Source organism: Halomonas marinisediminis, from assembly GCF_004347715.1.
Taxonomy (GTDB): Bacteria; Pseudomonadota; Gammaproteobacteria; order Pseudomonadales; family Halomonadaceae; genus Halomonas; species Halomonas icarae.
In genome coordinates this window covers 1-224 of record NZ_SLTR01000832.1, presented here as the reverse complement: position 1 = coordinate 224, position 224 = coordinate 1, and the positions used below count along the sequence as shown (strand labels likewise).

General features: G+C 63.4%; 1 protein-coding gene. It reads right to left on the bottom strand.

Translation table 11 applies throughout. The annotated features are described in order from the left end of the window. A partial coding sequence (locus tag E0702_RS18695) for a hypothetical protein (RefSeq protein WP_205742179.1) occupies nt 1-224 on the bottom strand: 224 nt, incomplete at both ends.

Here is a 224-nt window from a genome sequence, read left to right as displayed (position 1 = left end):
CACGCGCGGCGGCGTCTCCGGGAACACCCGGGCCCAGGTCAGCAGGTTGGTCCGGAACGCCATCTCCCGCGGCCAGAGGGTCCTGTCCGCGATCATGTCCTTGATCGAATGGGTGAAGACCTTCGTGAACTTCTTCATCCGTTCATTGTGGTAGGACAGCAGAAAGTCGTCGGATCTGCGCACGAAGGCGATGATCGTCACGGGCAGGTCGCCGAGCGCGGTCC